This window comes from Streptomyces globisporus (assembly GCF_003501885.1).
In the GTDB taxonomy this organism is placed as follows: Bacteria; Actinomycetota; Actinomycetes; order Streptomycetales; family Streptomycetaceae; genus Streptomyces; species Streptomyces globisporus_D.
On sequence record NZ_QWFA01000008.1, the window covers coordinates 12,427 to 36,018 of the forward strand.

At 69.1% G+C, this 23,592-nt stretch carries 24 protein-coding genes; 3 read left to right on the forward strand and 21 right to left on the reverse strand.

Going from position 1 to position 23,592, the window contains the following annotated elements:
• Positions 1-21: 21 nt before the first annotated feature.
• Positions 22-663 (reverse strand): maleylpyruvate isomerase N-terminal domain-containing protein, encoded by a 642-nt coding sequence (locus tag D3105_RS02860; protein ID WP_118899675.1) that lies wholly within the window; start codon positions 661-663, stop codon positions 22-24.
• A gap of 178 nt (positions 664-841) precedes the next feature.
• Positions 842-1,768: a 4-hydroxy-tetrahydrodipicolinate synthase gene (gene dapA, locus D3105_RS02865; protein WP_118899677.1), complete on the reverse strand. Its 927-nt coding sequence runs from the start codon at positions 1,766-1,768 to the stop codon at positions 842-844.
• 71 nt (positions 1,769-1,839) lie between these two features.
• Between dapA and D3105_RS02870 the strand changes: the two genes are divergently transcribed.
• A complete protein-coding gene (locus D3105_RS02870; RefSeq protein ID WP_118899680.1) occupies positions 1,840-2,793 on the forward strand; it encodes a LysR substrate-binding domain-containing protein in 954 nt (317 codons plus the stop codon).
• A 330-nt stretch (positions 2,794-3,123) separates the two neighbouring features.
• On the opposite strand, the gene D3105_RS02875 is transcribed toward D3105_RS02870, so the two are convergent.
• A complete protein-coding gene (locus tag D3105_RS02875) occupies positions 3,124-3,954 on the reverse strand; it encodes an arylamine N-acetyltransferase family protein (RefSeq protein WP_118899683.1) in 831 nt (276 codons plus the stop codon).
• Positions 3,955-4,031: 77 nt separating this feature from the next.
• Here D3105_RS02875 and D3105_RS02880 point away from each other — a divergent pair, with 77 nt between their 5' ends.
• A complete protein-coding gene (locus D3105_RS02880) occupies positions 4,032-4,694 on the forward strand; it encodes a TetR/AcrR family transcriptional regulator (protein WP_118899685.1) in 663 nt (220 codons plus the stop codon).
• 261 nt (positions 4,695-4,955) lie between these two features.
• The gene (locus tag D3105_RS02885; protein WP_118899687.1) at positions 4,956-6,827 is read left to right on the forward strand and encodes a glycoside hydrolase family 18 chitinase; all 1,872 of its coding nucleotides are present in this window, start codon (positions 4,956-4,958) and stop codon (positions 6,825-6,827) included.
• Positions 6,828-6,933: 106 nt separating this feature from the next.
• Here D3105_RS02885 and D3105_RS02890 read toward each other — a convergent pair whose 3' ends face one another.
• From D3105_RS02890 to D3105_RS02975, 18 genes are all read right to left on the reverse strand, one after another.
• Positions 6,934-7,380 (reverse strand): DUF2550 domain-containing protein, encoded by a 447-nt coding sequence (locus D3105_RS02890; RefSeq protein ID WP_006127595.1) that lies wholly within the window; start codon positions 7,378-7,380, stop codon positions 6,934-6,936.
• Between the two features lie 132 nt (positions 7,381-7,512).
• Entirely contained in the window at positions 7,513-7,887 is a 375-nt protein-coding gene (locus tag D3105_RS02895) for a F0F1 ATP synthase subunit epsilon (RefSeq protein ID WP_030715243.1), read from the reverse strand.
• 109 nt (positions 7,888-7,996) lie between these two features.
• Positions 7,997-9,439, reverse strand: coding sequence for a F0F1 ATP synthase subunit beta (atpD, locus tag D3105_RS02900; RefSeq protein WP_118899689.1), 1,443 nt, complete (start codon positions 9,437-9,439; stop codon positions 7,997-7,999).
• Positions 9,439-10,356 (reverse strand): F0F1 ATP synthase subunit gamma, encoded by a 918-nt coding sequence (locus D3105_RS02905; RefSeq protein WP_118899691.1) that lies wholly within the window; start codon positions 10,354-10,356, stop codon positions 9,439-9,441. The genes atpD and D3105_RS02905 overlap by 1 nt, the downstream gene beginning before the upstream one ends.
• A gap of 3 nt (positions 10,357-10,359) precedes the next feature.
• Positions 10,360-11,931 carry a F0F1 ATP synthase subunit alpha gene (gene atpA, locus D3105_RS02910; protein WP_118899693.1) on the reverse strand — a complete coding sequence of 524 codons (1,572 nt, stop codon included), beginning with the start codon at positions 11,929-11,931 and terminating at the stop codon, positions 10,360-10,362.
• Positions 11,932-12,059: 128 nt separating this feature from the next.
• The gene (locus D3105_RS02915) at positions 12,060-12,875 is read right to left on the reverse strand and encodes a F0F1 ATP synthase subunit delta (RefSeq protein WP_118899695.1); all 816 of its coding nucleotides are present in this window, start codon (positions 12,873-12,875) and stop codon (positions 12,060-12,062) included.
• Positions 12,872-13,408, reverse strand: coding sequence for a F0F1 ATP synthase subunit B (locus D3105_RS02920; RefSeq protein WP_006127589.1), 537 nt, complete (start codon positions 13,406-13,408; stop codon positions 12,872-12,874). The genes D3105_RS02915 and D3105_RS02920 overlap by 4 nt, the downstream gene beginning before the upstream one ends.
• Positions 13,409-13,449: 41 nt before the next feature.
• The gene (gene atpE, locus D3105_RS02925) at positions 13,450-13,680 is read right to left on the reverse strand and encodes an ATP synthase F0 subunit C (protein WP_006127588.1); all 231 of its coding nucleotides are present in this window, start codon (positions 13,678-13,680) and stop codon (positions 13,450-13,452) included.
• 87 nt (positions 13,681-13,767) lie between these two features.
• Complete coding sequence (gene atpB / locus D3105_RS02930) at positions 13,768-14,601, reverse strand: F0F1 ATP synthase subunit A (RefSeq protein WP_006127587.1); 834 nt, start codon at positions 14,599-14,601, stop codon at positions 13,768-13,770.
• 200 nt (positions 14,602-14,801) lie between these two features.
• Positions 14,802-15,242 (reverse strand): hypothetical protein, encoded by a 441-nt coding sequence (locus tag D3105_RS02935; protein WP_118899697.1) that lies wholly within the window; start codon positions 15,240-15,242, stop codon positions 14,802-14,804.
• A gap of 268 nt (positions 15,243-15,510) precedes the next feature.
• The gene (locus tag D3105_RS02940; protein ID WP_206272632.1) at positions 15,511-16,908 is read right to left on the reverse strand and encodes an MraY family glycosyltransferase; all 1,398 of its coding nucleotides are present in this window, start codon (positions 16,906-16,908) and stop codon (positions 15,511-15,513) included.
• Between the two features lie 84 nt (positions 16,909-16,992).
• Positions 16,993-18,282, reverse strand: a complete 1,290-nt coding sequence (gene glyA, locus D3105_RS02945; protein ID WP_118899702.1) for a serine hydroxymethyltransferase — start codon at positions 18,280-18,282, stop codon at positions 16,993-16,995.
• Positions 18,283-18,495: 213 nt separating this feature from the next.
• Positions 18,496-19,137 (reverse strand): protein-tyrosine-phosphatase, encoded by a 642-nt coding sequence (locus D3105_RS02950; protein WP_118899704.1) that lies wholly within the window; start codon positions 19,135-19,137, stop codon positions 18,496-18,498.
• On the reverse strand, positions 19,134-19,781 hold the full coding sequence (locus D3105_RS02955) for an L-threonylcarbamoyladenylate synthase (protein ID WP_118899706.1): 648 nt from the start codon (positions 19,779-19,781) through the stop codon (positions 19,134-19,136). Before D3105_RS02955 ends, D3105_RS02950 begins: the two co-directional genes overlap by 4 nt.
• Before the next feature lie 52 nt (positions 19,782-19,833).
• Positions 19,834-20,679: a peptide chain release factor N(5)-glutamine methyltransferase gene (prmC, locus tag D3105_RS02960; RefSeq protein ID WP_030579786.1), complete on the reverse strand. Its 846-nt coding sequence runs from the start codon at positions 20,677-20,679 to the stop codon at positions 19,834-19,836.
• Between the two features lie 40 nt (positions 20,680-20,719).
• A complete protein-coding gene (gene prfA, locus D3105_RS02965) occupies positions 20,720-21,796 on the reverse strand; it encodes a peptide chain release factor 1 (protein ID WP_030715261.1) in 1,077 nt (358 codons plus the stop codon).
• Between the two features lie 156 nt (positions 21,797-21,952).
• On the reverse strand, positions 21,953-22,177 hold the full coding sequence (rpmE, locus tag D3105_RS02970; protein WP_003966263.1) for a 50S ribosomal protein L31: 225 nt from the start codon (positions 22,175-22,177) through the stop codon (positions 21,953-21,955).
• Between the two features lie 165 nt (positions 22,178-22,342).
• Complete coding sequence (locus tag D3105_RS02975) at positions 22,343-23,446, reverse strand: LCP family protein (RefSeq protein ID WP_118899708.1); 1,104 nt, start codon at positions 23,444-23,446, stop codon at positions 22,343-22,345.
• Between the last annotated feature and the right edge of the window lie 146 nt (positions 23,447-23,592).

Here is a 23,592-nt window from a genome sequence, read left to right on the forward strand (position 1 = left end):
TCCGCCTGTAGTGCGGTAGACCTACAAGACACGCAGGGCCTGATCAACGTCACGCTCACGCCTGGCGAGCGCATGCAACACGGCTTGGTCGCCGTGCCGGTCCCGGGCGGCGGCAACGAGCACATCCACCGCGATAGCGAGCGCAGCATCGGGCACTCGGCATGATGCATCGACGCTGAGCGCGAGGTCATCGAGGTGAACCGCCAGCTCGACACAGCGGGTCTGCAGGTATCCGTCGAGCAACATCTCCTCTCCCGGCCGGTGAAGGACAGCCACCCGCCGATCGGCCGACTCCATGCCCAGCCGCTGCGACAGCCGCACCCACGCCGCCCGGGCCTGCTCAGCCACGACAGCGGGACCAGCTGCGGCAGTTTCCTCACTGCGGGCACGCACCCCGACGTTCAGCGCAGAGTCCGGCAACGACGTATCTGCGAGCCGCGCGTAGTACCGAACCGGTGACACCGGCTCCGCGCCGACTACCTGACCGTCGAGGAACCACTCGACCTGGAGTACGCTACGCGCAAGGTGGCCGGCCAGCCCACCCACTGACATCCCGGGGAGCACGGACTCGGTCTCCCAGCATCGGGCTACCTGCTCTGTGGCAAGCAGCTGCACCGCTCTCTCGGCCGCCTTCAGGTATGTCTTCCGGATCTCATCAGTCATTCGGGCATCGTCGCAATCTCATCATCACAGTCGCTGGCATGTCCACGTTGTGGATCGCCCCGCCGCCTCCGCCGCCTGGGGAATCGCCCACGGGGGGAGTGTGATGGCGCCGGAGCGGGCGGGCCCCATCGGCTTGCATCGAAGCCCTCCGGGTTCCTCCGGGGGCACGGGCCCGTGTTCAGGCCGCGGTCTCCTCATGGGTCTGGCGGGTCCTGGCGGTGGCCAGGTCCGCCGCTCGCCGGACCGAATCGGCGGAGGCGGCCAACAGCGGCAGCCGGACGGCCGGGCTGGGGATACGGCCCTGGGCGCCCAACACCCCCTTGATCACGGTCGGGTTCGGCTCGGCGAAGAGCGCGGCGGACAGCCGGGCCAGCTCGGTTCCCAGCCTGCGGGCCGGTCCGGTGGCGTCGCGCTGCCACAGCGAGATGAGCTCGGCATAGTCAGCGGTGCGGACATTGGCGGACGCCAGGATGGCGCCGCGGGCGCCCGCCGCGAGCAGTGGCGAGATGACGGCGTCATCGCCGCCGAGCACCGTGAAGCCCGGGGTCGACGAGCTGAGCAGTTCCATCGTGGCTGCGTCGATCGCACCGGTTGCGTACTTGACCCCGACGACCTGCGGTAGGCGCCTGAGCGCCTTCAGCGTGCTGATGCTGAGGGGCTGACCGGTGCGGTACGGGATGTCGTAGACGACCAGCGGCAGACCCCCGTGTTCGGCGAGTGCCGTGAAGTGCGCCAGCGTTCCCGCCTCGCCGGGCCGGGTGTAGGGCGGCGTGGGAACCAGCGCCGCGGTGACGTCACCGCTTTGAGCGAGCTCCCGCAGTGTCGTGATGGCCGCGGCGGTGTCGTTGGTGCCGACGCCGACGATCAGCGGAGCTCCGTGTGCCCGGCAGGCGGCCGAGCAGATACGGACCACGGCCTGCTTTTCCTCGGTGGTCAGCGTGGCCGCCTCCGCGGTGGTGCCCAGGGCGACGAGTCCGCGAGCGCCGCCGGCCGACAGCGCCTCGTCGGCGAGGCGGGCGAGCGCGTCCGGGGCGAGGCGCAGGTCGTCGGTGAACGGGGTCACCAAGGGGACGAACAGGCCGGTGAGGTTCGCTTCGGGCTTCATGCGCCCAGCCTGACCGACACAAACCCAACAGATCCAGTTCATGTTTCTTCGCTTATGCGTAAGCTGACCTTATGCTCGATGTCCGACGTCTCTACCTGCTGCGCGAACTGGAACGACGCGGCACCATCGCGGCCGTCGCTGAGGCGTTGACCTTCACCGCCTCAGCCGTCTCCCAGCAGCTGAGTGTGCTTGAGCGCGAGGCGGGCGTACCCCTGCTGGAACGAAGTGGCAGACGGGTGGTGCTCACCCCCGCGGGCCGCACGCTCGTCACCCACGCCGACGCGGTCCTCGAACGCCTCGAACTGGCGGTCTCCGAGCTGGCCGGGGCACGCGAGGGCATCGGCGGGCCGCTGCGGATCGGGACGTTTCCCTCTGGCGGCCTCGCGATCGTGCCCGCCACGCTGGCCGAACTGGCCCAGCGGCATCCCGCGCTGGAACCGATGGTGCAGGAGATCGACTCGGCGCGGGTTTCCGACGGCCTACGCGCCGGCGAATTCGACGTGGCCCTCGTCCACGACTACGACTTCGTGCCCGCGTCCCCGGACACCACGGTCGACCAAGTGCCCCTGTTGGAGGAGCCGATGTACCTGGCTACGGACGCCGCCACCGACACTGATCCCGCAAGATGTCCCGCCGCCCGCGGTGACACGCTCGCGGAGCTGCTCGGACCGTGGGCCACGGCCCCATGGATCACGGCCCGGGACGGCACGACTGGCCACGCGATGGCTGTACGCGCCTGTCAGGCGGCCGGTTTCCAGCCGCGCATCCGCCATCAGGTCAACGACTTCCGTACGGTCCTGGCACTGGCCGCCATCGGGCAAGGCGCCGGATTCGTACCGGAGATGGCCACCGCACACGCCCCCGAGGACGTGGTCCTGACCCGGCTGCCCCTCTTCCGCCGCTCGAAGGTCGCCTTCCGCGCGGGCGGCGGCACCCACCCGGCGATCGCAGCATTCGTGGCGGCGGCGCGAACAGCGGTGGGCGCCACGAGCCGGGCCTCCTTACTGATCGCTTCAGTGAGGTGAGTCGCGGCTCTGGTGCTCGGTGATCTTGGTCGGCAGGGTGTCCGGAGTGCGTGCTGATCGACCTTCGGCCTCATATGCCTCCGCCGCCTGCGCACCTCATTCTGAAACGATCAGTTAAGGAGCGTTTGGTTCCGACGCGAGTGCTTCATTGCGATTCGGGCGGCGGACTGCTTCAGTCTGGCTGAGCCAGTAGACATCTCTTGCGGTAGGTGAGGCGGATGACGGCTTTCGAGGGCCCGTAACGGCCTGTTCGCTCCTTTCTGATCCCAACACACTCCCGATCGCGCCTATTTGCGCCCGGGCAGGATGGCCGCCATCGGTAACGGCCGGTCACTCGACTGAGCGCGCGCGCCAGAGGTCGTTCTGGGCGCCGGCCTTCTCCCAGAGTCTGCCGACTCCGTCCGGCCCAAGATCCTGGAGCGGTATGCAGAACTGCTTCCGGAGGGTTGTGGCGAACTCGTCCATGTCCCTGATGACCTGGGAGCTCCTGCCGTCGGCGCGGTATTGCCGCACCGTTCGTGACAGCAGCAGCAGGGTGTGCCCGGTAGCGGGCCGCGCGATGATCAAAGTGGTGACGTAAGGGGACTTGGGCGACGTGGAGAGCTCGTGCGACCGGGCGGCGAAGTCGGCGGACTCACGCGGCTGAAGCCGGAAGTCGTAGGACGCGATCGTCGCGCCCGGGTGGTGGTGGAAGCGCCAGGTGTCCGAGGCCAGTCGTTCCAGCAGGTAGGTGAACCCTCCCTGCGTGTGGGGGCCTTCGCGTAGCGGGATCGGCTCTACGAACCCGTCTCCGATGCCGGCGTCGGCAAGCCACTGCCGGCCGTCGAGGTCGATGATCAGCGCGTTGTGGTTTCCCCACATGGCGTCCTCATTGGCCTGGCGCATGACGCCGGCCTCGACCATCGACACTTCGAACCCGACCAGGCGCAGCAGCATGGCGAGGCCCGCGTTCTGTTCGTAGCAGTAGCCGCCGCGCCGCCGCCGTACGAGTTTGTCGGTCAGCGCGTCCGGGTCGAGGCTGACGGGGCGGCCGAGCTGGATGTCGAGGTTCTCGTACGGCACTGTGCGGCGCCAGCGTCGATGCAGGGCAACGAGGGTCGTTCGGTCGGGCGTCGCACGGCCTTGGTGCCCGATCCGGTGCAACATCGCTTCAAGGGTCATCCACTTCCCCTATCCGATAGAAGACCCGCCACTTATTGACAGTATAGGGAGGAAGTTAAATCAGATATAGTGCTGGCGTGACATCCTCGACCTCCGGGCGCGGTCTGCGAGCGGACGCCCGACTCAACCGCCAGCAGATCATCGAGGCGGCCCGGGAGCTGTTTGCCGAGCGAGGCCCCGACGTACCGACCGAAGAGGTGGCCCGCCGCGCGGGTGTCGGCACCGCTACCTTCTACCGTCGATTCCCCGACCGGCAGGCATTGATCAGCGCGGTGGCGTTGGACGGCTTTCACCGCGTGGTCGCCATCGCTCGCACGGCCGAGGACGAAGAGCCCGACGCCTGGCGGGCACTGACACGATTCGTCCATCAGGCCGGCACTGAACTGCGGTTGGCGACCTGGCTGTCGGTCTGGTTCGCCAGCTCCTGGGCCGAGCTCCAGAAGGACCCCGAGACGCACCGGCTACGCCAGATCCTGCTGAAAATTCTCGACAGACTCGTCCAGCGCGCCCAGGCCGACGGCGACATGCGCCCGGACGTCGGCACCGGCGACCTGGCCCTTCTCATCGCCCAGCTGTTGCGACCCGTACCCGGCCTGCCCACCGAGCTCACCCAGCGCAGCATGGTTCGTTCACTGGACCTCGCGCTGAACAGCCTGCGAGTCCGCGACGACAACCAGCAGCTGCTCCACCAGGCCATTACCAGCGCAGATCTCGATCCCGGCGGCGAGCACGGCGACTGAGTTGTGGGCACAAGGGCTCGCCTCCGCGCTCATTCGGCACCTCACCGGCGAACACAGGGCCCTGAACCGCCTCCCCCTCGGCGGTCGCTCACACTGGCACCCTCAACCCCTCCTTGGTCCAGACCTCTTGACGATTGGTCTAGGCCTTCTTAGGGTCACGGCAACACTGCGCGACCGCTGGAGAGTGCCATGCGCTCATGGCCCCGCAGGGTTGACGGGCCAGGGATTCCCCTGCCCCCTGGAGCCATTCATGGAGCAGCCTTGAGTACAGAAATACGATGGCGCCGTACCGGATCTCCGCGGAGCGCCTCCCCCGGCAAGCGGTCCAGGCTCGTCGCGGGAGCCACCGCGCTTCTCGTGCCGCTGGCTGCCATGGTGGGCCTCGCGACCCCGGCGGAGGCAGCCGCCTCGGCCACCGCCACCTACACCAAGGCATCAGACTGGGGCAGCGGCTTCGAGGGGAAGTGGACGGTGAAGAACACCGGCACCACCACTCTCTCCACCTGGACCGTCGAGTGGGACTTCCCGGCGAACACCAAGGTCACCTCGGCCTGGGACGCCACCGTCACCAACTCCGCGAACCACTGGACCGCCAAGAACCTCGGCTGGAACGGCACCCTGGCCCCCGGCGCGTCCGTCTCCTTCGGCTTCAACGGCTCCGGCTCCGGCGCGCCCTCCGGCTGCAAGCTCAACGGCAACCCGTGCGACGGCGGCTCCACCAACCCCGGTGACAACGCCCCCTCCGCTCCGGGCAAACCCACCGCGAGCGACATCACCAACTCCTCGGTGAAGCTGTCCTGGGCGGCCGCCACGGACGACAAGGGCATCAAGGACTACGACGTCAAGCGCGACGGCGCCACGGTCGCGACCGTCACCGGCACCACGTACACCAACACCGGCCTGACCGCGGGCACGGACTACAGCTACTCCGTGGTGGCCCGCGACACCGCCGACCAGACCGGACCGGCCTCGGCCGCCACGACGGTCCGTACCACCGGTGGCGGAGGCGGCGGCGAGAACCCCGGCGGCAACGGGAAGATCAACCTGGGCTACTTCACCAACTGGGGCTCCTACACGGTGAAGAACCTCGTGACTTCCGGCTCCGCCGAGAAGATCACACACATCAACTACGCGTTCGGCAACGTGCAGAACGGCAAGTGCACCATCGGCGACGCGTACGCCGACTACGAGAAGTCCTACACCGCCGCCCAGTCGGTCGACGGCAAGGCCGACGCGTGGGACCAGCCGCTGCGGGGCCACTTCAACCAGTTGCGCAAGCTGAAGGCGCAGTACCCGCACATCAAGATCCTCTGGTCGTTCGGCGGCTGGACCTGGTCCGGCGGCTTCGGCCAGGCCGTCCAGAACCCCGCCGCCTTCGCCCAGTCCTGCTACGACCTGGTCGAGGACCCCCGCTGGGCCGATGTCTTCGACGGCATCGACCTGGACTGGGAGTACCCCAACGCCTGCGGCCTGACCTGCGACACCAGCGGCCCGGCCGCGATCAAGACCATGGCCGACGCGATGCGCGCCAAGTTCGGCGCGAACAACCTGGTCACCGCCGCGATCACCGCGGACGGCTCCAGCGGCGGCAAGATCGACGCCGCCGACTACGGGGGCGCGGCCCAGTCCTTCGACTGGTACAACGTGATGACGTACGACTTCTTCGGCGCCTGGGCGGCCAAGGGCCCGACGGCCCCGCACTCCCCGCTGACCTCGTACGCCGGCATCCCCCAGCAGGGCTTCACCTCCGCCGACGCCATCGCCAAGCTGAAGGCGAAGGGCGTCCCGGCCAAGAAGCTGCTCCTCGGCATCGGCTTCTACGGCCGCGGCTGGACCGGCGTCACCCAGGCCGCCCCCGGCGGCACGGCGACCGGCGCGGCCCCGGGCACGTACGAGGCGGGCATCGAGGACTACAAGGTCCTCAAGAGCTCCTGCCCGGCGAACGGCACCATCGCCGGCACCGCCTACGCCCACTGCGGCACCAACTGGTGGAGCTACGACACCCCGGCCACCATCGGCTCGAAGATGACCTGGGCGAAGAACCAGGGCCTGGGAGGCGCGTTCTCCTGGGAGTTCTCCGGTGACACCACCAACGGCGAACTCGTGACCGCGATCGCCAACGGTCTGAAGTGATCCCCACGCCGTAGCGCGAAGCACCACCCCGGAAAAAGCACCGGGGAGACGGGTCCGTCCCCCGTCTCCCCGGTTTCTCGCTGTGTACGGCCGCGTGTACGGCCCGCTACGCCACGTTCACCCTCTGGCCGGGCGGTGCCGCCTCCAGCCAGGCCAGGAAGCCGGTGAGGGCGTCCTCGCTCATCGCCAGCTCCAGGCGCGTCCCCCGGTGGAGACAGCCGAGCACGACGGAGTCGGACAGCAGCGCGAGCTCCTCCTCGCCCTCCGGCATCCGGCGGGCGATCACCTCGATCGCAGAACGCTCCAGGCCCCGGCGGGGGCGAGGAGCGTAGGAGAAGACCCGGAACCAGTCGACGCGGTCACCGCTGTAGCGAGCGACCCCGTAGACCCAGCCTTTGCCGAGGGAGTCCGGTTCCTCGGAGACGTCCCAGCGCAGGCTGCAGTCGAAGGTCCCTCCGGAGCGCTGGATCAGCCGCCGGCGCAGACCGAAGACGAACAGTCCCAGCAGGACCATGACGACGACGGACAAGCCCACCCACAATGCGAGGACCATCTCCACCGACCTCCTCGCATCGTCGAGTAACGAACACCGAAACCGTATTGCACCTGCATCGCCTCAGCCGCGACACGGCTGGATCGCTCCAGCTCGGGCCGCGGCTGAGTAAAACATCTGTCCGTGGAGGTGCTAGAGCACCGCCACCGCGCGCAGACGGATCTCGGCGCGCCGCTCGGCGGCAGCGTCGGCATCCGACTTCGCGAGCTCCAGCGCCCGCTCGGCGCGCTGGACATCGATCTCGTCGGCCAGCTCGGCGATCTCGGCCAGCAGCGACAGCTTGTCGTCCGCGAACGAGATGAATCCACCGTGCACGGCGGCGACGACAGTGCCGCCCTCGCTCGTGCGGATCGTCACCGGGCCCGATTCCAGCACACCGAGAAGCGGCTGGTGACCGGGCATGACGCCGATGTCGCCGGACGTGGTACGCGCGACGACCAGGGTGGCCTCGCCGGACCAGACACTTCGGTCCGCGGCGACCAGCTCGACATGCAGCTCAGCAGCCAAGGGTGGCTCCTCGGGTCACCACCCGGCCGCCCGGCCGGGTGTTGGGTCAATTCTACGGGGCGTGGTGAGGGGGGCGGGACACACCCACCCCCCTCGGTGAGCCGGAGGCTCAGGAGACGCCGAGCTCCTTGGCCTTGGCCTTGAGGTCGTCCAGGCCACCGCACATGAAGAACGCCTGCTCGGGGAAGTGGTCGTAGTCCCCGTCGCAGATCGCGTTGAACGCGGCGATCGACTCGTCGAGCGGGACGTCCGAACCGTCCAGGCCGGTGAACTGCTTGGCGGCGTGGGTGTTCTGCGACAGGAAGCGCTCGACGCGACGGGCACGGTGGACGACGAGCTTGTCCTCCTCGCCCAGCTCGTCGATACCGAGGATCGCGATGATGTCCTGGAGGTCCTTGTACTTCTGCAGGATCCCCTTGACACGGCTGGCCGCGTTGTAGTGGTCCTGGGCGATGTAGCGCGGGTCCAGGATGCGGGACGTCGAGTCCAGCGGGTCCACGGCCGGGTAGATGCCCTTCTCCGAGATCGGACGGGAGAGAACCGTCGTCGCGTCGAGGTGGGCGAACGTGGTGGCCGGGGCCGGGTCGGTCAGGTCGTCCGCGGGGACGTAGATCGCCTGCATCGAGGTGATCGAGTGACCACGCGTCGAGGTGATGCGCTCCTGGAGCACACCCATCTCGTCGGCCAGGGTCGGCTGGTAACCCACCGCGGACGGCATGCGGCCGAGCAGCGTGGAGACCTCGGAGCCGGCCTGCGTGAAGCGGAAGATGTTGTCGATGAAGAGCAGCACGTCCTGCTTCTGCACATCGCGGAAGTACTCCGCCATGGTCAGGGCGGACAGGGCCACGCGCAGACGCGTCCCCGGCGGCTCGTCCATCTGGCCGAAGACCAGCGCGGTCTTGTCCAGAACACCCGTGTCGATCATCTCTCCGATGAGGTCGTTGCCCTCACGGGTACGCTCACCGACACCGGCGAACACCGACACACCGTCGTGCAGCTTCGCCACACGCATGATCATTTCCTGGATGAGGACCGTCTTGCCGACGCCCGCACCGCCGAAGAGACCGATCTTTCCACCCTTGACGTACGGGGTGAGGAGGTCGACGACCTTCATGCCGGTCTCGAGCGTCTCGGTCTTCGACTCGAGCTGGTCGAAGTCCGGGGCCTTGCGGTGGATCGGCCAGCGCTCGGTGATCTGCGCCTCGGCCTCCGGCTCGTTCAGGATGCGGCCGAGAGTGTTGAACACCTTGCCCTTGGTGATGTCACCGACGGGAACGGTGATACCCGCGCCCGTGTCGGTCACCGCGGCCTGGCGGACCAGGCCGTCGGTGGGCTGCATCGAGATCGCACGGACCACACCGTCACCCAGGTGCTGGGCGACTTCCAGGGTCAGCGTCTTGCGGGCGCCGGCGTCGGCGGGGTCCGCGACCTCGACGTGGAGGGCGTTGTAGATCTCCGGCATCGCGTCGACGGGGAACTCCACGTCGACGACCGGGCCGATGACCCGGGCGACGCGGCCCGTGGCAGCGGCCGTCTCAACTGTCGTCGTCATTACTTGTCACTCCCCGCGGTCGCGTCGGCCAGAGCACTGGCACCGCCGACGATCTCGCTGATTTCCTGGGTGATTTCGGCCTGGCGGGCCGCGTTGGCAAGCCGGGACAGGCTCTTGATGAGGTCCCCGGCGTTGTCGGTGGCCGACTTCATCGCGCGGCGGCGGGCGGCGTGCTCGGAAGCGGCCGCCTGCAGCAGGGCGTTGTAGATACGGCTCTCGACGTAGCGCGGCAGAAGGGCGTCCAGGACGTCCTCGGCCGACGGCTCGAACTCGAAGAGCGGAAGGATCTCACCCTTGCGGGTGCTCTCCCCGGCCACCTCGTCGAGCGAAAGCGGCAGCATCCGGGCGTCGACCGCGTTCTGCGTCATCATCGACACGAATTCCGTGAAGACGATGTGCAGCTCGTCGACGCCGCCCTCGGCCGTCTCGTTCTGGATGGCCTCGATCAACGGGGCGGCGACGCGCTTGGCATCGCTGTACGCCGGGTTGTCGGTGAAGCCGGTCCAGGAGTCGACGACCTTGCGCTCGCGGAAGCCGTAGTACGCGACACCCTTGCGGCCGACGATGTACGTGTCGACCTCCTTGCCCTCGGAGGCAAGGCGCTCCCGCAGTCGCTCCGCGGCCTTGATGGCGTTGGAGGAGTAACCGCCGGCCAGACCGCGGTCGCTCGTGATGAGCAGGACCGCGGCCCGGGTCGGGGTCTCGACCTCGGTGGTGAGCGGGTGGTTGGCGTCGGAGCCGGTCGCCACCGCGGTCACCGCGCGGGTGAGCTCGGTCGCGTACGGCTGCGATGCCGCCACCTTGCGCTGCGCCTTGACGATGCGCGAGGCGGCGATCATCTCCATCGCCTTGGTGATTTTCCTGGTCGCGGTGACGGCTTGGATGCGGCGCTTGTAAACGCGAAGCTGAGCGCCCATCGATCAGCCCTCGCCCAGGAGCTTGCCGTCCGAGGTCTCGAACTGCTGCTTGAAGGCGGCGATCGCGTCGGCGATCGACTGCAGCGTGTCGTCGGACATCTTCGCGCCCTCGGCGATGCTGGTGAGGAGGTCCTTGCGCTCACGGCGCAGGTACTCCAGCAGCTCGGACTCGAAGCGACGGATGTCCTCGACCGGGACGTCGTCCATCTTGCCGGTGGTGCCGGCCCAGACGGAGACGACCTGCTCCTCGACCGGGAACGGGGCGTACTGCGGCTGCTTCAGCAGCTCGACCATGCGCTTACCGCGCTCCAGCGATGCCTTCGAGGCCGCGTCCAGGTCGGAACCGAAGGCGGCGAACGCCTCCAGCTCGCGGTACTGGGCGAGGTCCACACGGAGGCGGCCGGACACCTGGCGCATGGCCTTGTGCTGGGCGGAGCCACCGACTCGGGAGACCGAGATACCGACGTTGAGCGCCGGACGCTGACCCGCGTTGAACAGGTCGGACTCCAGGAAGCACTGGCCGTCGGTGATGGAGATGACGTTGGTCGGGATGAACGCCGACACGTCGTTCGCCTTGGTCTCGACGATCGGGAGGCCCGTCATCGAACCGGCGCCCAGCTCGTCGGAGAGCTTCGCGCAGCGCTCCAGCAGACGGGAGTGCAGGTAGAAGACGTCACCCGGGTAGGCCTCGCGGCCCGGCGGGCGGCGCAGCAGCAGGGACACGGCGCGGTAGGCGTCGGCCTGCTTCGAGAGGTCGTCGAAGATGATCAGGACGTGCTTGCCCTGGTACATCCAGTGCTGGCCGATGGCCGAACCGGTGTACGGCGCCAGGTACTTGAAGCCGGCCGGGTCGGACGCCGGGGCGGCGACGATGGTCGTGTACTCCAGCGCACCGGCCTCTTCGAGCGCACCACGCACGGAGGCGATGGTGGAACCCTTCTGACCGATGGCGACGTAGATGCAGCGGACCTGCTTGTTCACGTCGCCCGAGCGCCAGTTGTCGCGCTGGTTGATGATCGTGTCGACGGCCAGCGCGGTCTTACCCGTCTGACGGTCGCCGATGATCAGCTGACGCTGGCCGCGGCCGATCGGCACCATGGCGTCGACGGCCTTGTAGCCGGTCTGCATCGGCTCGTGCACCGACTTGCGGACCATGACGCCAGGGGCCTGCAGCTCGAGGGCGCGGCGGCTGTCGGTCTCGATCTCGCCGAGACCGTCGATCGGGTTGCCGAGCGGGTCGACGACGCGGCCGAGGTAGCCCTCGCCGACGCCGACGGAGAGCACCTCACCGGTGCGCTGCACCGGCTGGCCCTCCTCGATTCCGCTGAACTCGCCGAGGACGATCGCACCGATCTCGCGCTCCTCGAGGTTGAGGGCGAGACCGAGGGTGCCGTCCTCGAACTTCAGCAGCTCGTTCGCCATGGCGGAGGGCAGACCCTCCACCTTCGCGATGCCGTCGCCGGCAACGCTGACCGTACCGACCTCCTCGCGCGAGGCCGCGTCCGGCTGGTACGACTGGACAAAGTTATCCAGTGCGTCCCGGATCTCCTCCGGCCGGATCGTGAGCTCCGCCATCTGGGTTCCCTGCTCTCCTTGTTGGGCCCGAAGTTTCTTAAGGGGGTCTGGGGGCCGACCCCCAGGAATCTTCTGCAATTTCTGCACGGCCCAACCGGGCCGCTGGTCTTGCTAGGTCTTGCTCTGTCTCAGCCGGCCATGCGGCGGGTCGCCTCGTCGAGGCGCTCCGCGACGGTGCCGTTGATGATCTCGTCACCGACACGCACCGAGACTCCGCCGAGGACCGAGGGGTCCACGTCCAGGTTCAGGTGCATCTCGCGGCCGTAGAGCTTCGCCAGAGCGGCGCCGAGGCGCTGCTTCTGCCGGTCGCTGAGCGGCACCGCCGAGGTGACGACGGCGACCATGCGGTCCCGGCGCTCCGCGGCGAGCTTGGACAGCGAGTCCAGCCCTGCTTCCAGGCTACGTCCACGCGGGTGGGTCACGAGGCGGACGATGATCCGCTCGGTGACCGGCTGCGCCTTGCCGCCGAGCAGGCTGCGCAGCAGCTCGCCCTTGGCGGACGCCGCGGCCGTACGGCTGGTCAGCGCGGAACGCAGCTCCGTGTTAGAGCCGACGATCCGGCCGAACCGGAACAGCTCGTCCTCGACGTCGTCGAGGCTGCCGCCGCGCTGGGCCGCGGTGAGGTCGGCGGTGTTCGCCAGCTCCTCGACCGAGTCCACCAGGTCACGGGACTGCGACCAGCGGGACCGGACGAGTCCGGAGACCAGGTCGACGGTCTCGCCGCCGACCTGTCCGCTGAGCAGACGCGCGGCCAGCTCGGCCTTGCTCTCGCCGCTCTGGGCCGGGTCGGTGAGAACCCGGCGCAGGGATACTTCGCGGTCGAGCAGCGAGGTGACCGAGGCCAGCTCCTCGGCGAGCTTCGCCGCGTCGACCGACGTGTTGTCGGTCAGCGCGTCGAGACGCTCGCGAGCGGCAGCCAGTGCTTCGCGGCTCGCGCCGTTCATCGGGCCGCCTCGGCCTTCGCCTCGAGCTCGTCGAGGAACCGGTCGACGGTGCCGCTCTGCCGGGCGTGGTCCTGGAGGGACTCGCCGACGAGCTTGCCGGCCAGGTCGGTGGCGAGCTTGCCCACGTCCTGACGCAGCGCCGAGGCGGCGGCCTTGCGGTCGGCCTCGATCTGGGTGTGGCCGGCGGCGATGATCTCCTCGCGCTGGCGCTGACCCTCCGCCTTCATCTCCTGGATGATGACGGCGCCCTGCTCCTGCGCCTCCTGGCGCAGACGCGCGGCCTCGTGGCGGGCCTCGGCGAGCTGGGCCTTGTACTGCTCAAGAACGCTCTGCGCCTCGGTCTGAGCCGCTTCTGCCTTCTCGATGCCACCTTCGATCGCCTCGCGACGCTCGTCCAGGGCCTTGTTGATGGCCGGGAGGAGCTTCTTGTAGAAGACGAAGAAGACAATGCTGAAGCAGATCAGACCGATGACGATCTCGGGCCAGACCGGCAGCAGCGGTGACTGCGGCTCCTCGGCTGCCAAGTGCAACATGGTGGACCTTTCGTCGAAAACGTATCGTCAGGTCGCCAGGACTACTTCGGGTAGATGAAGGGGGCGACGAAGCCGATCAGGGCCAGGGCCTCGATGACCGCGAAGCCGAGCAGCATGTTCTGGCGGATCAGGCCGGCCGCCTCGGGCTGGCGGGCGATGGCCTGCACACCGTTACCGAAGATGATGCCGATACCGACGCCGGGGCCGATCGCCGCGAGGCCGTAACCGATGGTGCCGACGTTGCCCACAACGGCTGCGAGAGTCTCAGACATTGATCTGTGATTCCTTCTCTTGATTGGCCGGTGGAGATTGCGTCCACCGGACGTCTAGGGGGTGTCCGGGTGGTGGCCCGGGTGTCCTCAGTGCGCTTCTTCGAGCGCCTGGGACAAGTACGTGGCGGTCAGCACGGTGAACACGTAGGCCTGAAGCGCCTGGATGAACATCTCGAAGACGGTCAGGGCCAGGGTCACGGCGAACGACGCGGTGGCGTAGACGGTGCCGAGCACGGTGCCGAGCATGTACCAGGTCGCGATCGTGAAGACCAGGATCAGGATGTGGCCGGCGAACATGTTCGCGAAGAGTCGGACCGCCAGCGTGAAGGGGCGCACGAAGATGTTCGAGACGAACTCGATCGGCGTCAGGATCACGTAGATCGGCTTGGGCAGGCCGCTGGGTACGCACAGGTTGCGGATACCGCCGACGAAGCCGTTGTTCCGGAAGGTCACCGTCATGTAGACGGCCCAGACGAGCAGGGCCAGTCCGACCGGGTACGCGATGAGCGAGCTCACCGGGAACTGTGCGATCGGGATGATCGCCCAGAGGTTCAGCATCCAGACGAAGAAGAACAGGGACACCAGCAGCGGGACGAAGGGCTCGCCCTTCTTGCCGATGATCTCCTTGGCGATGCCCCGGTGCACGAAGTCGTAGAGCGCCTCGGCGATCATCTGGAGCTTGCCCGGGATGACCTTGGGCTTGGAGAAGCCGGCCCAGAACAGAGCCAGGATGGCGAAGGTCCCGATGATCGCGAGCAGCATCGGCTTGTTGAACTCGACCGGCCCGATGGTGAAGATCGGGTCGAAGATGAACGACCACGCGCTCGGGGCTGGGAATCCGCACGAGCCCTGGAACAGGTGGCAGTCAACCTCGAAGGCGAGCGTCTGGGCGTCAGCAGTCACCAGGAGCTCCTTCTGCATGGCGCATGGATACGGCTACCTCGTTGTATCGGAGCGGCTGGCAGCCGCAGGTCGGCACCGGACTGGTTCTTACGGTGAGGAGGCGGCGGCCGGGCCCGAAGCCTCGCGATGTATCAGGCGACAGCCGTGTTGTCCGCGCCCGCAGTACCGCAACCGAGACCGGACGATAGCAGCATGTCGAACAGGGCTTTATCCCGGCCCTACTGGTCATGCTTCCCCTCGGTTCCGCCCGGGGTCTTCCCGCTCTCCCCGTCGGGATCGACGTACAGGGTCTTGCTCCTGGCGTGCAGCACGGTCTGCGTGACGATCCACGTGATCACCGAGACGACCAGCGTGAGGGCGAAGGCCTGGAGGTCGAAGAGAGAGGTGTTCCTGATGGCCATGATCAGGCCGAGCAGGAGGACGAGCTGCACCGAGTAGACCAGCAGCCCCATGCCCTGGAAGAGGTGCGGCATCGACTTGGCGACCCACTGCAGCGCCAGCTGTCCGAGGGCCATGAAGAGGATGACCACCACGCAGCCCACGACGGCGCCGATCGCCCCCTTGCCGCCGACGACGAGCCCGCCGACGAGCGTGGCGATGGCTCCCACCGCGGCGGTGGGGGTGGCGATGCGCAGTACTTCGCGCATGTCGGACTGCATGGCGGCAGCTCCACTGGTCTGAGAGGAGGAATGGGGCGTCGTCATGGACGAGCGTAGGCCCGGTCCGCGAGGCGGATTACCAGGCCAATGGACCGTCTCACTAGGGTCCTTCGGCTCCGTCACCGGGTCTCGTGAACGGTATCACAAACTATTTGATGAGGTCTTTACCTGGAAAGTGTGCCAACTGTCACACATGAGAGTTAACCCGCGCGTGTGTGCACGACAAGCCGTCGCAATGTCTGCTAATGCGCCGTGACTTCCGTATTCGTCAACGGGAGGAGTCGACGGATCGGCGATCGGAGAACCGCGAACGAGCGCCGATCGCGGTAGCGCCGTTGACGCCGGACACCCCGACCGCCACGGGGGCCCGTTCGACGCCCTCCTCGCCCATCTGAGCGCCCCCCGCGCCCTGTTGGGCCCCGGAGGCCAGGGGCACCGGCTTCTCGCCGCAGGAAGGCGCGGGGGAGGAATCCTGCCCGGTGGCGCCGTGGCGGTAGCGCGGCGGGACGAAGCGGTTGGCCCAGTGCGGGGTACGCGGAGTGAAGCGCGGCAGCAGCAACAGGATCAGCCCGACCGCGCTCGCCCCCACGATCACGAAGACGATCCACATCGAGGCCGAGTGCACGGAGTAGCTGACCGTGCCGAAGGCGATCAGGGCCGACCAGAAGTACATGATCAGCACGGCCCGGCTGTGCGAGTGCCCGATCTCCAGCAGCCGGTGGTGGAGGTGGCCCCGGTCGGCGGCGAACGGCGACTGCCCGTTCCAGGTGCGGCGGACGATGGCCAGGATCAGGTCCGCGGCCGGGATCGCAATGATCGTCAGCGGCAGCAGCAGCGGGATGAAGACCGGGAACATCGCGTGGGTCGCCCCGCGCTCACTGCCCTCGAAGAAGATCCGCATGTTGTCCGGGTCGACCTGGCCCGTGATCGAGATCGCGCCGGCCGCCAGCACCAGCCCGATCAGCATCGAGCCCGAGTCGCCCATGAAGATCCGCGCCGGGTGCATGTTGTGCGGCAGGAAGCCGAGGCACATCCCCATCAGGATCGCCGCGAAGAGCGTCGCGGGGGCCGCCGCCTCGATCCCGTACCCCATCCAGAGGCGGTAGGCGTAGAGGAAGAACGCCGCCGACGCGATGCACACCATGCCCGCCGCGAGCCCGTCCAGGCCGTCGACGAAGTTCACCGCGTTGATCGTGATGACGACCAGCGCCACCGTGAGCAGGGTGCCCTGCCACTGGGTGAGGGCGACCGTGCCGACGCCGGGAATCGGCAGCCACAGGATCGTGAGCCCCTGGATGACCATGACGGCGGCGGCGATCATCTGGCCGCCGAGCTTGATCAGGGCGTCGATCTCGAACTTGTCGTCGAGCACGCCGATGAGCCAGATCAGAGCGGCTCCGGAGAGCAACGCCCGTGGCTCGTTGGAGAGTTCGAAGACACCCTGCAGATTGAACAGGTGGTCGGCGACGATCAGCCCCGCACACAGCCCGCCGAACATGGCGATCCCACCGAGCCGGGGTGTCGGCTCCCGGTGGACGTCGCGCGCGCGGATCGCGGGCATCGCCCCGATCGCGATGGCGAACTTACGCACCGGTCCGGTCAGCAGATAGGTCACCGCTGCCGTGACACAGAGCGTCAGCAGGTAATCACGCACGGGCTGCCCCACAGGTTTCGCCGGCCATCTCAGCCCCACACCCTAGTCTCTGATACAAGGACTCAACGGTACGGGTGATGGTTCCATGCGCCTCGCCTACCCCGGATAGGGAGGATTCCGCTCCGCCAGCGCCCGGACCTCCGCCGCGATCGGACTCACGTCGCCCGGCTCCCGTACGGCCGCTCCGAACAGGGCCGCGATACGGGCCATGTCCCCGTCGTCCATGCCCTGCGTGGTGACGGCGGCGGTGCCGAGCCGGATGCCCCGGGCGTCCCCGTACGGCAGGGCGCACGTGTCGAGGACCATACCGGCCGCAGCCAGGCGCTCACGGGCGGTGCGGCCGTCGACACCGAGCGGGGCCGGGTCCGCGACGACGATGTGGGTGTCCGTTCCGCCCGTCGTCACCTCGAAGCCCTCCGCCTCCAGACCGGCGGCGAGGACCCGGGCGTGGGCGACGACCTGGTGGGCGTAGAGCGTGTACGCGGGGGTGGCCGCCTCCCCGAACGCGACCGCCTTCGCCGCCACCGTGTGCATCTGCGCCCCGCCCTGGGTGAACGGGAAGACCGCCCGGTCGATCCGCTCGGCGAGATCGGCGCCGCACAGGATCATGCCGCCGCGCGGACCGCGCAGCACCTTGTGCGTGGTGGCGCAGACCACGTCGGCGTACGGGACCGGGTTCGGCGCCGCTCCCCCGGCGATCAGCCCCATCGGGTGGGCGGCGTCCACGATCAGATACGCCCCGACCTCGTCGGCGATCTCCCGGAACAGCGCGTAGTCGGGGTGTCGGGGATAGGAGATGGAACCGCAGACGATGGCCTTGGGGCGGCGGGCGCGGGCCAGGGCGCGGAGCCGGGTGTGGTCGATGAGCCCGGTGTCGGGTTCGACCCCGTAGCCGACGAAGTCGAACCAGCGGCCGGAGAAGTTGCCCGGCGCCCCGTGGGTGAGGTGGCCCCCGAACGGGAGTCCCATCGCGAGGACCGTGTCGCCGGGGCGCAGCAGCGCGGCGTAGGCGGCGAGGACGGCGGAGGAGCCGGAATGCGGCTGGACGTTGGCGTGTTCGGCGCCGAAGAGGGCGGTGGCCCGGCGTACGGCGATGCGTTCGGCGGCGTCCGCCTGCTCGCAGCCCCCGTGGTGGCGGGCGCCCGGATACCCCTCGGCGTACTTGTTGGCGAGCGGGGAGCCGAGGGCGGCCAGGACCGCGGGCGAGGTGAAGTTCTCGGCGGCGATCAGCTGGAGGGTGCCCGCCTGCCGGTCCCGCTCCGCGAGCAGGATCCCGGCGATCTCCGGGTCCTGGCCCAGCAGCGTGCCGAAGTCCTGGGGCAGGGCGTCGGGGCGGTGGGGCGCGGGCGGCACGGCCGCGGGTGCGGCGGGTGAGGTGACCGGCATGGGACGGCTCCGGGCCTGGAGGTGGATGCGCCGGCGTGGGGTGCCGGTGTCAGCACCAACGTACGCCGGGGCTGGGCTCCGTGCCCGCTGTCGGAGGGTGCCGTACGCCGGTCGGCGCACCGGCGTACGGCGCGGGATGCGCGGGCCGTCCGGTGGGGCCGCGTACGCACGGCTGTCGGCTCACCTGCGTACGCCGGTGCGCGTCCGCGTCCGTCAGTGCGGGGCGTGTACGCCGGTGAGCGCGGTGACGACCGGATCGAGGGCCTGGTTGATCTCGTCGCCGATCGAGCGGAAGAAGGTGATGGGCGCGCCGTAGGGGTCGTAGACCTCGTCCGCCTCGGCGGTCGGGGCCAGCAGCCAGCCGCGCAGCGCGGCGGCGGCGCGCACCAGGGCGCGGGCGCGCTCGACGACGCCCTCGTCGCGCGGGTCGGGCAGGGTGGCCGGGTCTATCGCCCGGACCAGCCGGGTGAACTCCTTGAGCGTGAAGGTGCGCAGGCCCGCGGAGTGGCCCATGGAGATGACCTGGGCGCGGTGGTCGCGGGTGGCGGTGAGGACCAGGTCGGCGCGGATGACGTGCTCGTCGAGCAGTTCGCGGCCGACGAAGCCGCTGGCGTCCGCGCCGAAGTCGGCGAGGACGACCTCGGCGTTGGCCTCCATGGGGGCGCCCTCATGGCCCCAGGTGCCGGCGCTCTCCACGATCAGGCCGCCGCTGAGCGGGTCGCCGAGGCGGTCCACCAGGGCATGGCGGGTCAGCCGCTCGGTGATGGGCGAGCGGCAGACGTTGCCGGTGCTGACGTGGAGGATGCGGAAGGTGTCGGTCCGCCCCGCTATGCCACGCCCCTCGGGGGCGGTCAATTGGCCACCTCGAGGTCGGGGACCACCTTGCGCAGCTCCTCCGCGGAGAGGGCGCCGGCGCGCAGCAGGACCGGGGTGGCGCCGGTGACGTCGACGATGGAGGACGGCACGATGCCGGGCGTCGGGCCGCCGTCGAGGTAGACGGAGACGGAGTCGCCGAGCATGCCCTGGGCGGCGTCGCAGTCCTCGGGCGAGGGGTGTCCCGTGAGGTTGGCGCTGGAGACGGCCATCGGGCCGACCTCGGTGAGCAGCTCGATGGCGACCGGGTGCAGCGGCATCCGGATCGCGACGGTGCCCCGGGTGTCGCCGAGGTCCCACTGGAGGGAGGGCTGGTGCCGGGCGACGAGGGTGAGGGCGCCGGGCCAGAAGGCGTCGACGAGCTCCCAGGCCTGCTCGGAGAAGTCGGTGACCAGGCCGTGGAGGGTGTTCGGGGAGCCGATGAGGACGGGGGTGGGCATGTTGCGGCCCCGGCCCTTGGCGTCCAGCAGGTCCGCGACGGCCTCCGAGGTGAAGGCGTCCGCACCGATCCCGTACACGGTGTCGGTGGGCAGCACGACCAGTTCGCCCCGGCGGACGGCCGATGCGGCCTCGCGCAGGCCCGTGGTCCGGTCGGTGGCGTCGTTGCAGTCGTATCGCCGAGCCATCAGCCGGCCTCCTCGGACAGGTGCGGGTACGGGTGGTGGTGCCGGGGGCCGGTCACGGCATGGCCTTGCGGGCGGTGGCGAACCGGGGGCGCTTGTTGAGGTCGGGGTGGTCGGCCGCGTCGGCCCAGCCCCGCTCCTCGGTGAAGATCCAGGGGACCTGGCCGCCCTGGGTGTCGGCGTGCTCGATGACGACGAGGCCGCCGGGGCGGAGCAGGCGGTGGGCGGTGCGTTCGATACCGCGGATCGTGTCGAGGCCGTCCTCGCCGGAGAAGAGGGCCATCTCCGGGTCGTGGTCGCGCGCCTCGGGGGCGACGTACTCCCATTCGGTGAGCGGGATGTACGGCGGGTTGGAGATCACCAGGTCGACCTGGCCGTCGAGCTCGGGGAGGGCGCTCAGGGCGTCTCCCTTGTGGACGGTGACCCTGGACCCCTCGGCGTTCTTCCGCGTCCACCTCAGGGCGTCCTCGGAGAGCTCCACGGCGTGGACGCGGGAGCGGGGGACCTCCTGGGCCATGGCGAGCGCGATGGCGCCCGATCCGGTGCACAGGTCGACGACGACGGGCTCGACGACGTCCATCGCACGCACGGCGTCTATGGCCCAGCCGACGACCGACTCGGTCTCCGGGCGGGGCACGAAGACGCCGGGTCCGACCTGGAGCTCCAGGTAGCGGAAGAAGGCGCGGCCGGTGATGTGCTGGAGGGGTTCGCGGGCCTCGCGGCGGGCGATGGCCTCCCAGTAGCGGGCGTCGAAGTCGCTGTCGGGGACCGTGTGGAGCGCGCCCCGCTTCACCCCGTGGACGAAGGCCGCGAGTTCCTCGGCGTCGAATCGCGGTGAGGGGACACCGGCGTCGGCCAGCCGCTGGGTGGCCTGGGCCACCTCGGCGAGCAGCAGGTTCATCGCGGTTCTCCGTACGGGGTGTGCGGGGCGGGCGGGTCGCTTACGCGTTGGCGAGCTTGGCGGCGGAGTCGGCGTCGACGCACGCCTGGATGACCGCGTCCAGGTCGCCGTCGAGCACCTGGTCCAAGTTGTACGCCTTGAAGCCGACGCGGTGGTCCGAGATGCGGTTTTCCGGGAAGTTGTACGTCCGGATCTTCTCGGAGCGGTCGACGGTACGGACCTGGCTGCGGCGGACGTCGGAGGCTTCCTGCTCGGCGGCCTCCTGGGCGGCGGCGAGCAGCCGGGACCGCAGGATGCGCATGGCCTGCTCCTTGTTCTGGAGCTGGCTCTTCTCGTTCTGGCAGGAGGCGACGACGCCGGTCGGCAGGTGCGTGATGCGGACGGCGGAGTCGGTCGTGTTGACGGACTGGCCACCGGGTCCGGAAGAGCGGTAGACGTCGATGCGCAGGTCGTTGGCGTGGATCTCGACGTCCACCTCCTCGGCCTCGGGGGTGACGAGCACGCCCGCGGCGGAGGTGTGGATGCGGCCCTGCGACTCGGTGGAGGGCACGCGCTGCACGCGGTGCACGCCGCCCTCGTACTTCATCCGGGCCCAGACGCCCTGGCCGGGCTCGGTGGCGCCGTTGCCGCCCTTGGTCTTGACGGCGACCTGGACGTCCTTGTAGCCGCCGAGTTCGGACTCGGTGGAGTCGATGATCTCGGTCTTCCAGCCGACGCGCTCGGCGTAGCGCAGGTACATGCGCAGCAGGTCGCCGGCGAACAGGGCGGACTCGTCGCCGCCGGCGCCCGCCTTGATCTCCAGGAGCACGTCCTTGTCGTCGCTGGGGTCGCGCGGGACGAGGAGGAGACGGAGCTTCTCCGTGATCTCCTCGCGCTGCTTCTCCAGCTCCTTGACCTCGGCGGCGAAGTCGGGGTCGTCCGCGGCGAACTCGCGGGCGGTCTCGATGTCGTCGCCGGTCTGCTTCCAGGCCCGGTACGTGGAGACGATCGGGGTCAGCTCCGCGTAGCGCTTGTTCAGCTTGCGCGCGTTGGCCTGGTCGGCGTGGACCGACGGGTCGGCGAGCTTCTTCTCGAGACCGGTGTGTTCACCGATCAGTTCCTCGACCGCCTCGAACATGCGGGGGCTCCTGGTTGGTCTGAAATCTGCGGGCCTGCTGGAGGGCATGACTGCCCGGTGGGGTGTCCGTCGGGTCTTCCCCGGACACCCGACCGGAAAAAACGCCGGTTCCGACGCCCCCGGGAAGAGGGCGCCAGGAACCGGCGCAGTGGCTCGCTACTTGCTGGCGGAGCCGGCAGCCTTGCCGAAGCGGGCCTCGAAGCGGGCCACGCGGCCGCCGGTGTCGAGGATCTTCTGCTTGCCCGTGTAGAACGGGTGGCACTCGGAGCAGACGTCGGCACGGATGGTGCCGTTGTCGATGGTGCTCCGGGTGGTGAACGACGCACCGCAGGTGCAGCTGACCTGCGTCTCGACGTACTCGGGGTGGATGTCGCGCTTCAAGGTGTCTCCTAGTTTCGGGAGGGCGCCGGGTCGTCCGCGCGGATTTGCGGGGCCGTGAACCGGGGCCGACGTACCAGTCTGCCAGGACCGGCCGTATCTCCCAAAACCGGGGGCGGGGCCGGGGTATTCCCGCCACCCGGCCGCGCACCCGGGGTGACCGGTGGGCTACTCGACGACCTTGTCGGCCTCGCCCTTGTCGCCGGCCGACTTCTCGGTGGCGGAGGCGGGGATCGGCCGGTCGTTCTTGAGGGCGGCCCAGACCTGCCGTCCTGCCTTCTCCTGCGGCAGGACGCGGTTCGGGTCGGCCGGGTCGTACTCCACGGGCAGGGTCACCATGTGCACGTTGTCGGCGCCGAGCGCCTTGAGGCCGCCTGCGAAGCCGGTGAGCTTCTTGACCGAGCCGAGTCCGGAGTCGGTGGTGACGGCCTTGGTGGCGGCGTCCGCGAGACCGTAGAGCTTCTTGGGGCTGGAGAACACCCCGACGCTCTTCGTCTGCTCCATGAGCGCCTTGATGAACGCCTGCTGGAGCTGGATGCGTCCCAGGTCGCTGCCGTCGCCGACGCTCTTGCGGGTGCGGACGAGCCCGAGGGACTCCTCGCCGTTCAGGGTGTGGGTGCCGGGCTCCAGGTCGAGGTGGCTCTTGGAGTCGTCGATCGCTGTCTTCGTGGTGATCTCGACGCCGCCGAGCTCATCGATGAGCTTCTTGAAGCCGGTGAAGTCGACTTCCAGGTAGTGGTCCATGCGGATGCCGGACATCGACTCGACGGTCTTGACCGCGCAGGCGGGCCCGCCGACCTCGTAGGCGGTGTTGAACATCGCCCGGTGCTCGGCGGGGACCTGGTCGCCGGTGGTGTCGCTCTCGCAGGCGGGGCGTTCGATCAGGGTGTCGCGCGGTATCGAGACGACGCTCGCGGACTGGTGGCCCTTGTCGACGTGGACGACCATCGCCGTGTCCGAGCGGGCCGCTCCCTCGTCCTGGCCGTACTTCCCGTTGTCGCCGGAGCGCGAGTCGGAGCCCAGCACCAGGATGTCCTGCGAGCCGTCGTCGACGTCGTCGGGACGGTCGGTGCCGAGCTTGGCGTCGATGTCGATGCTGGAGAGGTTGCCGTCGAGCGCCAGGTAGGCGTACCCCAGACCGGCCCCGCCGACGACCACGACTCCCGCCACCGTCCAGGCCGCGACGACCTTGGCCCGGTGCCGGCGGGTCGGCTTCCTCCGTCGGCTGCCGGTGCCGCGTATGCGGCCCGTGCCCCTGCTCTGCTCGCTCACGCGTCTCCCTCGTCACTCCTGCTGTGCCCGTGTGCCCCCTGCCGTGGTGTTCCACGCGCGGTCGGCTGTCCTTGAGGACGGCCGAAGCACCAAGAAGGGTTGCATACGTGCCTGTGGCCCCCGTCGGAGGACGGGGGCCACAGGTC

Coding starts and splice junctions, on each gene's coding strand:
- D3105_RS02860 (WP_118899675.1), bottom strand. CDS start 663: ATGACTGATGAGATCCGGAAGACATACCTGAAGGCGGCCGAGAGAGCG.
- dapA (WP_118899677.1), bottom strand. CDS start 1,768: ATGAAGCCCGAAGCGAACCTCACCGGCCTGTTCGTCCCCTTGGTGACC.
- D3105_RS02870 (WP_118899680.1), top strand. CDS start 1,840: ATGCTCGATGTCCGACGTCTCTACCTGCTGCGCGAACTGGAACGACGC.
- D3105_RS02875 (WP_118899683.1), bottom strand. CDS start 3,954: ATGACCCTTGAAGCGATGTTGCACCGGATCGGGCACCAAGGCCGTGCG.
- D3105_RS02890 (WP_006127595.1), bottom strand. CDS start 7,380: ATGGTCCTCGCATTGTGGGTGGGCTTGTCCGTCGTCGTCATGGTCCTG.
- atpD (WP_118899689.1), bottom strand. CDS start 9,439: ATGACGACGACAGTTGAGACGGCCGCTGCCACGGGCCGCGTCGCCCGG.
- D3105_RS02905 (WP_118899691.1), bottom strand. CDS start 10,356: ATGGGCGCTCAGCTTCGCGTTTACAAGCGCCGCATCCAAGCCGTCACC.
- atpA (WP_118899693.1), bottom strand. CDS start 11,931: ATGGCGGAGCTCACGATCCGGCCGGAGGAGATCCGGGACGCACTGGAT.
- D3105_RS02915 (WP_118899695.1), bottom strand. CDS start 12,875: ATGAACGGCGCGAGCCGCGAAGCACTGGCTGCCGCTCGCGAGCGTCTC.
- D3105_RS02920 (WP_006127589.1), bottom strand. CDS start 13,408: ATGTTGCACTTGGCAGCCGAGGAGCCGCAGTCACCGCTGCTGCCGGTC.
- atpE (WP_006127588.1), bottom strand. CDS start 13,680: ATGTCTGAGACTCTCGCAGCCGTTGTGGGCAACGTCGGCACCATCGGT.
- atpB (WP_006127587.1), bottom strand. CDS start 14,601: ATGCAGAAGGAGCTCCTGGTGACTGCTGACGCCCAGACGCTCGCCTTC.
- D3105_RS02935 (WP_118899697.1), bottom strand. CDS start 15,242: ATGCAGTCCGACATGCGCGAAGTACTGCGCATCGCCACCCCCACCGCC.
- glyA (WP_118899702.1), bottom strand. CDS start 18,282: ATGCCGGTCACCTCACCCGCCGCACCCGCGGCCGTGCCGCCCGCGCCC.
- D3105_RS02955 (WP_118899706.1), bottom strand. CDS start 19,781: ATGGCTCGGCGATACGACTGCAACGACGCCACCGACCGGACCACGGGC.
- prmC (WP_030579786.1), bottom strand. CDS start 20,679: ATGAACCTGCTGCTCGCCGAGGTGGCCCAGGCCACCCAGCGGCTGGCC.
- prfA (WP_030715261.1), bottom strand. CDS start 21,796: ATGTTCGAGGCGGTCGAGGAACTGATCGGTGAACACACCGGTCTCGAG.